Genomic DNA, 8462 nt, shown 5'->3' with positions numbered 1-8462 from the left:
AGTCGGACGACTACACCAACTACAACCACAACGCGTCCGAGGACGACCACGTCTTCGCCGCCGAGGGCAGCGAGGACTCGCACCAGGCCGAGTTCGGCGAGCTCGACGCCCTGTCGCAGCGCTTCGACGCCGCGTTCGCCGAGGGCACCCAGTACCACGGCGGCGAGGGTCAGTACGGCGTCGCGGCCAACTGATCGCCTCCCCCTGGCCGAAGGCCGGTCACCCTCGGGTGACCGGCCTTCGCCGTGTTTCAGGCAGGGCCGTGTTTCAGGCAGGGCCGTGTTTCAGGCAGGGCCGTGTTTCAGGCAGGGCCGTGTTTCAGGCAGGGCCGTGTTTCAGGCAGGGACGTGTTTCAGGCAGGGACGTGCAACAGGTCCCCGCCGCGCGACCGGGCCGCCACGAGCACGGCCAGGATCACCAGGTCGGCCAGGCCGAGGATGACGCCGAGCGCGGCGAACCCGCGCCCGCGCCGCCCGTTCGCCGGCCGCCGCAGCGCCCACAGCCCGAGCACGACCGCGAACGGCCCGAAGACGACGTTGAAGAAGAACAGGCCCGCCACCCCGAGCACCAGCGACGCCACGATCCGGTCATCGGGCCGGCGCCGCGTCACGGCCGGTTCCGCCATGGTGTGCCCCCTCATCGGTCACGCAGCCGGCGCAGCGGCCACCGCCGGGCGACCAGCAGTACGGCGCCCGCGAGCGCGACGCCCAGCAGCATGAGCAGCGGCTGCCCGGTCAGCGCGGCCGGCCCGACGACGAGCAGCGCGACGAGCACCGCCCCAACGAGCAAGGCCATCGGTCACCCCTTTCAGTGGACAGTTGTTCACTCAGTTCTACACGATTTCGGTGCACGGGTGTTTACTGAGTGACGTGCCCCATACCCGGCAGGAGCAGAAGGCCCAGACACGCCAGTCGCTGCTCGACACCGCCCTGCGCCTGCTCGAGCACCGCAGCCTCGACAGCCTCGGCCTGCGCGAGCTAACCCGCGAGGTCGGCATCGTGCCCACCGCCTTCTACCGCCACTTCCCCGACGTGCCGAGCCTGGGCGTGGCGCTGGTCGAGCAGTGCCTGGGCGGCCTGCGCACGGCCGTGCGCTCCGTACGCGACGGCATCGCCGACAGCGACGCGGTGATCGGCCGCTCCCTGTCGGTGCTTGTCGCGCAGCTGCACGAGCGCCGGGAGCAGTTCCGGTTCATCGCCCGGGAGCGGTACGGCGGCGTCGCCGACGTCCGCCGCGCGATCCGCGAGCAGCTCGACCTGTCGGCGGCGGAGCTGGCCACCGACCTGCTGACCCGGCGCCTGCCCCACGCGGCCGCGCTGGAACGCTGGGACGCCCAGGACCTGCGGATGCTGGCGGGCCTGCTCGTCGACCACATGGTGCAGACGGCCGCGGCGCTGCTCGAGCTGCCCCCGTCCGACCCGGCCGCCGAGGCGGACGTGCTGGACCTGGCCGGGCGGCAGCTGCGCCTCATCGCCCTGGGCAGCCGCCACTGGGCGACCGGCCCCGCGCCCGGACGGTAGGGTCGCGGCATGGCCGAGCCGACGGTGCGCGCGACCGACGCGAGCGGGAAGACCTGGGACGACCCCGACGCGACCGCGCTGCACGACGCGCTCGCCGACCTGAACCTGCGCTGGCGCTTCCTCATCGTCAGCCGGCTCGACCGGGAGCCCGCCGGCCAGCACTACATGCAGGCGTACATCAACGACGACTGGAGCTACCAGGTCGAGTACCGCGACGGCGGCGCGGACCGGCACTTCGAGGCGTACGTGCCGCCGCAGAACGAGCTCGTCGGCCCCGAACCGGTCGCGCGGGTCCTCGCCGCCTACGCGGCCGACCGCCCCGGCTGGCGCAACGCCCTGGACTGGCGGCCGCGGCCGCCCGATGCCTGACCGGAGCCCGATCCGGGTGTCTACGCTTCAGCCCCGGCGGGGCTTCTCGCCGTCCGGCTTCACGAGCCGGTCGCCCACTTCGAGCTGGCTCCACAGCTCCCGATCCACCTTGACGTCCAGGTGGGTCCCGTCCTCGAGCCGCACCTCGAGCCGCCGGTACAGGTTGGAGCCGTCGAACAGCGCCCGCGACTTCTTCGCCACCGTCCCGCTCCACGCGTCCTTGTTCGTCGTCATGTACAAACCGTAGGAAATCGCGGAGCCGGGCACCTCCGGCTCGGGACGGGTCTTGCGTCTGCGACTTCAGGATGAGAAGAGCACCGTACGATTCCAGGGGTGCTGCTGACCGATCATCTCATCACCGTGCCCCTCGACCACGACCGCCCGGACGGCCCCACCATCGAGGTGTACGCGCGGGAGATCGCGGCCGCCGACGGGCGCGACCGGCCCTTCCTGGTCTACCTGCAGGGCGGCCCGGGCCACGAGGCGCCGCGGCCGTCGGCCCGGCCGATGGCGCCCGCCTGGCTCGAGCGGGCGCTGCGGGACTTCCGGGTCATCATGCTGGACCAGCGGGGCACCGGACGCTCGACCCCCTATGGTGCCCCCGGTCCGGACGCCGCGGCGGACGCCGAACGGCTGACCCACTTCCGCGCGGACGCGATCGTGCGGGACGCCGAGTGCCTGCGGGAGCATCTCGGCGCGCGCCGCTGGAGCCTGCTCGGGCAGTCCTTCGGCGGGTACTGCTCGCTGCACTACCTGTGCGTCGCCCCCGACAGCCTCCGCGAGGTCCTGTTCACCGGCGGCCTGCCGCCGGTCGGGCGCCCGGTCGACGACGTCTACTCGGCCACCTTCGACGCGATGCGCGTGCTGAACCGGCGCTACCACCGCCGGTACCCGCAGGACGCGGCCCGGCTCCGCGAGCTGCTCGACCGCTGCGACGCGGGCGAGGTCCGGGCCCCGGACGGCCATCCGATCTCCCGGCGGCTGATGCGCACCATCGGCCACCACCTGGGCGCGGACGGCGGCGCGGAGAAGGTGCACCACGTCCTGGAGCTGGGCCACGCCTCCCCCGGCTTCCGGCACGACGTCGCCGCGATGCTGCCGTTCGACGCCCGCAACCCGCTGTACGCGGTCCTGCACGAGTCGAGCTACGCCGACGGCGGCGCCACCCGCTGGTCCTCCGACCGCGTGCAGCCCGACGACTTCGCCGGCGACTCCCTCCTGCTCACCGCCGAACACCTCTACTCGTGGCACTTCGAGGACACGCCGAGCCTGCGACCGTACCGCGACGTCGCCGCGATCCTCGCCGAGCACGAATGGCCACGCCTCTACGACGCCGAGGTGCTGGCCCGGGTCGACGTGCCGTGCGCGGCAATCATCTACGCCGACGACCCGTACGTGATCCGGCGGTACTCGGAGGAGACCGCCGACCTGCTGCCCGGCCTGCGCCGGTGGCTCACCGACGAGTACCTGCACAACGGCCTGCGCACGGCCGGGCACCACGTGCTCGACCGCCTGCTCACCCTGGCCCGGGACTGAGCCCGCCGACGGCATCGAGGATCACCCGGGCGATCCGCCCGGCGTCCCCGTGCGAGCCGCCGCCGCCAGGTCCTGCCCCGTCACGCCTCTGAGGCCCGGAGGCGGCGCACCCCGGTCACAGGTGGGCCTTCACCCACGCCGGGGCCGGGTTGACCCGCGACTCCCCGCCGAAGACGACGGTCGGCACGGTCTCGTCGCCGCCGGTCACCGCGCGTACCGCCGCCGCGCCCTCCGGGTCGGCCCAGATGTCGACCCAGTGCAGGCGCCGGGCGCGCCGGCCCAGCGACGCGCGCAGGCGGACGCAGTACGGGCAGCCCGGCCGCCAGTAGACGATGCCGCGGCCGTCGGCGGCGCTGAGCCGCTGCGCCTCGGCCGCCGGCAGCGAGCGCGGAAAGCCGCGCGGCGACACGGCGACGGCCAGCACCACCAACACCGCGGCCAGGACGTACCCCACCGGCTTCGTCGTGCCGAGCGAAAGCACGCCGACGGCCAGGGCGACGATCGTCGCGGTCCATCTGCGCATGCCGCCGACGGTACCCGAGCCGGCCGCGGGCACTAGGCTCGGCGGGCGAAGGCGACCGCGAGGAGCGTGCCGCCGGCGGCCAGCGCGAGCCAGGTGAGCACGACGGCGATGACCTCGAAGCGGTAGTCCAGCCGGGCCCGGTAGGCCGTCGCGAACAGAACCAACGCGGCCGTGATCGCCGCTCCGCCGCCGAGAAACGTCCAGGCGGCCGCCCGCGCCGGTCGCCCCGGTGCCGCCCGCAGTGCGGCGCCGAGCAGCACGAGCGCCACGCCCAGCGTCGCATACCCGAGGTCCTCCAAACCGACGAACATTCCGTGCGGGTTGTACTGCGACCAGGGCGACAGCCCTTCCGTCTCGCCGCTGAGCAACCCGGGCTGCAGCACGGTCAGCTGCAGGACGTAGTCGATCGCCAGAACGCAGGCGCCGATCGCCGCCGCACTCAGCCCGGCCCGGCTCAGCGAGCGGTGGCCCGCCGGCAGCCGATCGTGCAGGCACGCCACGGCCACCACCAGCGCCAGCGGTGCCAGCGTCGCCGGATACATCCACAGGTAGTCGCGCGGAACGAACGCCGCCGCATCGGTGTACGGGTAGCCGATGCACCCACCGCGGCAGTACGGGCCCGACCGCGGCGGCGTCGTGACCCCGATGGCCAGCGCCGCGGCCGCGGCGGCGGCGGTCGTCCCGGCGGCCCACGAACCCATCCGGGCGGGCCCGGCACTTGTCCAAACCATGCACTCCACGCTCGAGCCCGGCGAGGCCGTTCACCAGAGGCATAGGTCCCGCTGCGCCGCGCGGTCGGCCCACCGGCGACCGACGTGGCCGCCGGGTGGCCAGGCTCGGCGGATGCGGTGTCCAGGTCGTGCTCGCGCCGGGCTGCCGCTCATCGACATGAATGAGCCCGAGCGAGCGGGCCGACCGTCCGTCGCACGCCGCAGCAGCCGGCAGGTTTACCAGATCAGGAACCCTGATCGATCCGTCCTTCGCGTCGCAGCAACGCGTGACCAGGGCCTCGCCCCCCGAATCGCGCCGGCGAACGCCTAACCCGTCAGCACGCCGCTCAGCGCTACGCCGGGCGTCGGTGCTGATCGCGGGCAGGAACGACGTGAACTTCTTCCCGGCTCAGACGCCATTCGATCGCAGATCACCCAGATCTACGAGGGCACGAACCAGTCCAGCGCATCGTCATGGCCGGCAGCTCCTGAACGGCTGATCGGGCCGCGGATACATCGCAGTCCCAGGGTTCCTGGCGGCGATGAGCTACTCCATCTGCCCATCGCGGCGGACTGGTCGACCGCCAGGGCGTCGAGGTGCCGCCGCCGGGCAGCCGCTGCCAGCCGTTCCCGACCGGCCCGGTGGCATTTGCACTATGCAGACAGCGAACGGCTGCGGGCACAACGTGCGCTCGCAGCCGTTGGTGGTACTCGGAATCAGGACGCGATGTGCAGCTCGTTGCGCACGCTCGTCACGCCGGCGGCGCTCCACGCGGCCCGCTCCGCGGCACGGAGCTGCGACCACGATCCGACACTGCCGTGCAGCGTCAGCTCGGAGCCGTCCAGCCCGATCGTGATGTTGGCGGGGTTCAGCTCGGCGCTGCGCCGGATGGCCGCCTCGGCCGCCGCCTTGGTGCCGGCGGTCGGCACCGCCGATTCGAGCAGGATCTCGTTGCTGACCAGCTTGACGCCCTTGAGGTAGGTGACCGCCCGTGTGGCGGCGTGGCGCTGATAGTCCCAGGTGACCCGGCCGGTCAGGGTGACCCGCTGGTCACGGACATCGGCCTTGACGGCGTTCGCCGGCACGTCGACGGTCCACGCGAGAGCCTCGCCGACCGCATGGGCGAGGGTCTGGTCGTTGATCTCCGTGGGCAGCAGAGCCCGCACGGCGGTCTTGTTGGTGACGTTGGTGACGCCGCCGACCCGCATGGCGGCGTGTTTCGCCGCGAGCCGCTCCGGCAGGCTGTTGACCTCGCCGGAGAGCGTCACCGTCCCGCCGTCGACCTGAACCTCGACGCCGGATGCGTCGACGTTCGGGGTGTAGTGCAGTTCCTCGGTCACGGCGGTCTTCAGTTCCTGGTCGGTCTTGCGCATTGTCTGTGTCACAAGCACCACGATGTGCCGCCGCCGGCCCGAGCGCCAGCCCAATTCGGCCGATATTGCAGAGTATTTTTGGGATGCGCGAAAATCGACCGGATTTAATCCGATATATGCGCTTCATCCGGTAAAAGTAATTTGACGGTCGATGACACGGGCGTCACCCATGACCGGCACCGCCGGCCGGGGCGCGGACTCCGGCCGGGTTCAGCTCATTGTAAGAGCGGTGACCGAATGCGGCGGTTCGGGAAGCGCGCGGGACGGGTTCCGGATGCCGGCCCGCAATTCGTGCAAGGAGTGTCGCAGCAGCCGGGAGACGTGCATCTGCGAGATGCCCAGTGCGCTGGCGATGGACGCCTGGGTCATCTCGTCGGTGAACCGCATGGCCAGGATGCGCTGCTCGCGGGTCGGCAGCTCCGCGACCAGCCGGCCGAGCAGTCCGTGCGACAGCCGCTCGTCGACCGCGGCGAACCGCGGGTCGGCGGTCCCGATCACGTCGAGGAGGTCGCCGTCGCCGGTCGGGCCGGCATCGAACGAGTGCACGCGGTACACGTGCGTGGCGCCGATCGCGTTGGCCAGCTGGCCGGCCTCGACGTGCAGGTGGGCGGCGAGTTCGGCGGCCGTGGGCGTACGGCCGCGCAGCTGCTCGAGCTCGCCGGTGGCGGTCTGCAGGTTCATGGTGAGCTCCTGGACGAGGCGCGGCACGCGCATGGCCCACCCGGTGTCGCGGAAGTGGCGTTTGAGCTCACCGACGATGGTTGGCACGGCGTAACCGACGAACGAGGCGGGCCGAGCCGAGTCGTAGCGGTCGACGGCCTTGACCAAGGCCAGCGCGGCGACCTGGGTGAGGTCCTCGAGGAGTTCGCCGCGTCCGGCATATCGCCGCGCCAGCCGTTGGGCCAGCGGCAGCATGCCGACGATCGCTTGCGCGCGCAGCGTTGCGCGGAGCGGGTTGCCGACCGGCAGCCGGTCCCGGGCGCGGAGCAGTTGTTCCGTCCTCGACGACGCGTCGGCGGCGGGGATCGTGCCGGACCGGGGTGGCGGGGCGGTCGCAATGGCGCTTGGTATCGATTGCATGCGGTGACCTCGATCGGGGCGCTTGTCCATCACGGATGTGCCGTCGCCGCCAAGGTCCGGAGCAGTAACACCACCCTACGCCGATCGACCGGTCCGCATCCTAGGCCGGGCCGGGTCCGACGGGCACGGCCCGCGCGGCGCGCAGGCGAGACCGGGCGACCTCGGCCTCCGCCTGCGTACGGTCCGCCCAGACGCCGTGCTCGGTGTCGATGGCCTTGCCCGGCTCGAGATCCTCGTAGATCTCGAAGAAATGCTGGATCTCCAGCCGGTGGAAGGGGTCGAGGTCCGGCAGATCCGCCAGGTAGGTCAGGCGCGGATCGGCGGTGGGCACGCAGAGCACCTTCGGGTCGGGGCCCTTGGCGTCGCGCATCCGGAACATGCCGAACGCCCGGCAGCGGATCTGACAGCCCGGGAACGTCGGCTCGCGCACCAGCACCAGCGCGTCGAGCGGGTCGGAGTCCTCGCCGAGAGTGTCTTCGATGAAGCCGTAGTCCTCGGGGTACTGCGTGGCGGTGAACAGGGTCCGGTCCAGGCGAATCCGGCCGGTGCGCCGGTCCATCGCGTACTTGTTGCGGGTTCCCTTCGGACTCTCGACCGTCACGTCGAACTCCATGGTTGCCACGCTACCCCGGAGACCGACCCGCGCGGCAACGCTTGTGGTCCGGGCCGAGGAGTGCTGCACTGGTGTTAGCACTCACCACTCGCGAGTGCTAACCGATTGGGATGCAACCTCGGGATGACGAGTTCGTCTCGCGGCCATCGCAGGTCGGTCCGAACAGTGCCGTCGACCGGCACGACGATGTAGAGGACGACGCAGATGGCCAAGTTGATCGCTTTCGGGGAAGAGGCCCGCCGCGGGCTGGAACGTGGCATGAACGTGCTCGCCGACACGGTGCGGGTGACGCTGGGCCCGAAGGGCCGCAACGTCGTACTGGGCACGGGTTGGGGAACGCCCACCATCACCAACGACGGTGTGAGCATCGCCAAGGAGATCGAGCTCGACGACCCCTACGAGAAACTCGGCGCCGAGCTGGTCAAGGAGGTCGCGAAGAAGACCGACGACGTTGCCGGTGACGGCACGACGACGGCCACCGTGCTCGCGCAGGCACTCGTGCGCGAGGGCCTGCGCAACGTCGCAGCCGGCGCGAACCCGATCGCCCTCAAGCGCGGCATCGAGGTGGCGGTGGCCGCGGTGCTGGAGGCGCTCGGCAACCAGGCGCGCGAGGTCGAGACCCGCGAGCAGATCGCCGCGACGGCCTCCATCTCCGCGGGTGACAACACCGTCGGCGAGATCATCGCCGAGGCGATGGACAAGGTCGGCAAGGAAGGCGTCATCACCGTCGAGGAGAG

13 protein-coding genes are annotated in these 8462 nt (G+C 71.6%); 5 read left to right on the top strand and 8 right to left on the bottom strand.

Going from position 1 to position 8462, the window contains the following annotated elements; genetic code table 11:
• On the top strand, positions 1-194 hold a 194-nt coding region (locus AB0B76_RS58285), incomplete at its 5' end, for a hypothetical protein (protein ID WP_360394890.1).
• Positions 195-352: 158 nt separating this feature from the next.
• On the opposite strand, the gene AB0B76_RS58280 is transcribed toward AB0B76_RS58285, so the two are convergent.
• A complete protein-coding gene (locus AB0B76_RS58280; RefSeq protein ID WP_360394888.1) occupies positions 353-625 on the bottom strand; it encodes a DUF4190 domain-containing protein in 273 nt (90 codons plus the stop codon).
• An 11-nt stretch (positions 626-636) separates the two neighbouring features.
• Entirely contained in the window at positions 637-795 is a 159-nt protein-coding gene (locus AB0B76_RS58275; protein WP_360394886.1) for a hypothetical protein, read from the bottom strand.
• Positions 796-869: 74 nt separating this feature from the next.
• On the opposite strand from AB0B76_RS58275, the gene AB0B76_RS58270 reads away from it, so the two are divergent.
• Both AB0B76_RS58270 and AB0B76_RS58265 read left to right on the top strand, forming a co-directional pair.
• Positions 870-1520 carry a TetR family transcriptional regulator gene (locus AB0B76_RS58270; protein ID WP_360394884.1) on the top strand — a complete coding sequence of 217 codons (651 nt, stop codon included), beginning with the start codon at positions 870-872 and terminating at the stop codon, positions 1518-1520.
• Between the two features lie 9 nt (positions 1521-1529).
• The gene (locus AB0B76_RS58265; RefSeq protein WP_360394881.1) at positions 1530-1889 is read left to right on the top strand and encodes a hypothetical protein; all 360 of its coding nucleotides are present in this window, start codon (positions 1530-1532) and stop codon (positions 1887-1889) included.
• Between the two features lie 27 nt (positions 1890-1916).
• On the opposite strand, the gene AB0B76_RS58260 is transcribed toward AB0B76_RS58265, so the two are convergent.
• Positions 1917-2123 (bottom strand): hypothetical protein, encoded by a 207-nt coding sequence (locus AB0B76_RS58260; RefSeq protein ID WP_360394878.1) that lies wholly within the window; start codon positions 2121-2123, stop codon positions 1917-1919.
• A 99-nt stretch (positions 2124-2222) separates the two neighbouring features.
• Here AB0B76_RS58260 and AB0B76_RS58255 point away from each other — a divergent pair, with 99 nt between their 5' ends.
• Positions 2223-3425: an alpha/beta fold hydrolase gene (locus AB0B76_RS58255; RefSeq protein WP_360394876.1), complete on the top strand. Its 1203-nt coding sequence runs from the start codon at positions 2223-2225 to the stop codon at positions 3423-3425.
• Positions 3426-3540: 115 nt separating this feature from the next.
• Here the strand turns inward: AB0B76_RS58255 and AB0B76_RS58250 are convergent, their stop codons facing one another.
• From AB0B76_RS58250 to AB0B76_RS58230, 5 genes are all read right to left on the bottom strand, one after another.
• Positions 3541-3948 (bottom strand): glutaredoxin domain-containing protein, encoded by a 408-nt coding sequence (locus AB0B76_RS58250; RefSeq protein WP_360394874.1) that lies wholly within the window; start codon positions 3946-3948, stop codon positions 3541-3543.
• Between the two features lie 32 nt (positions 3949-3980).
• Complete coding sequence (locus tag AB0B76_RS58245) at positions 3981-4679, bottom strand: hypothetical protein (RefSeq protein WP_360394871.1); 699 nt, start codon at positions 4677-4679, stop codon at positions 3981-3983.
• Between the two features lie 696 nt (positions 4680-5375).
• A complete protein-coding gene (locus tag AB0B76_RS58240; protein ID WP_360394869.1) occupies positions 5376-6044 on the bottom strand; it encodes a BON domain-containing protein in 669 nt (222 codons plus the stop codon).
• Positions 6045-6242: 198 nt separating this feature from the next.
• Positions 6243-7112, bottom strand: coding sequence for a sigma-70 family RNA polymerase sigma factor (locus tag AB0B76_RS58235; RefSeq protein WP_360394867.1), 870 nt, complete (start codon positions 7110-7112; stop codon positions 6243-6245).
• 100 nt (positions 7113-7212) lie between these two features.
• Complete coding sequence (locus AB0B76_RS58230) at positions 7213-7725, bottom strand: inorganic diphosphatase (RefSeq protein WP_360394864.1); 513 nt, start codon at positions 7723-7725, stop codon at positions 7213-7215.
• Between the two features lie 204 nt (positions 7726-7929).
• On the opposite strand from AB0B76_RS58230, the gene AB0B76_RS58225 reads away from it, so the two are divergent.
• A partial coding sequence (locus tag AB0B76_RS58225) for a TCP-1/cpn60 chaperonin family protein (RefSeq protein WP_360394862.1) occupies positions 7930-8462 on the top strand: 533 nt, incomplete at its 3' end.

It is taken from the genome of Dactylosporangium sp. NPDC049140, from assembly GCF_040648435.1.
This window is presented reverse-complemented; position numbering and strand designations above follow the sequence as displayed.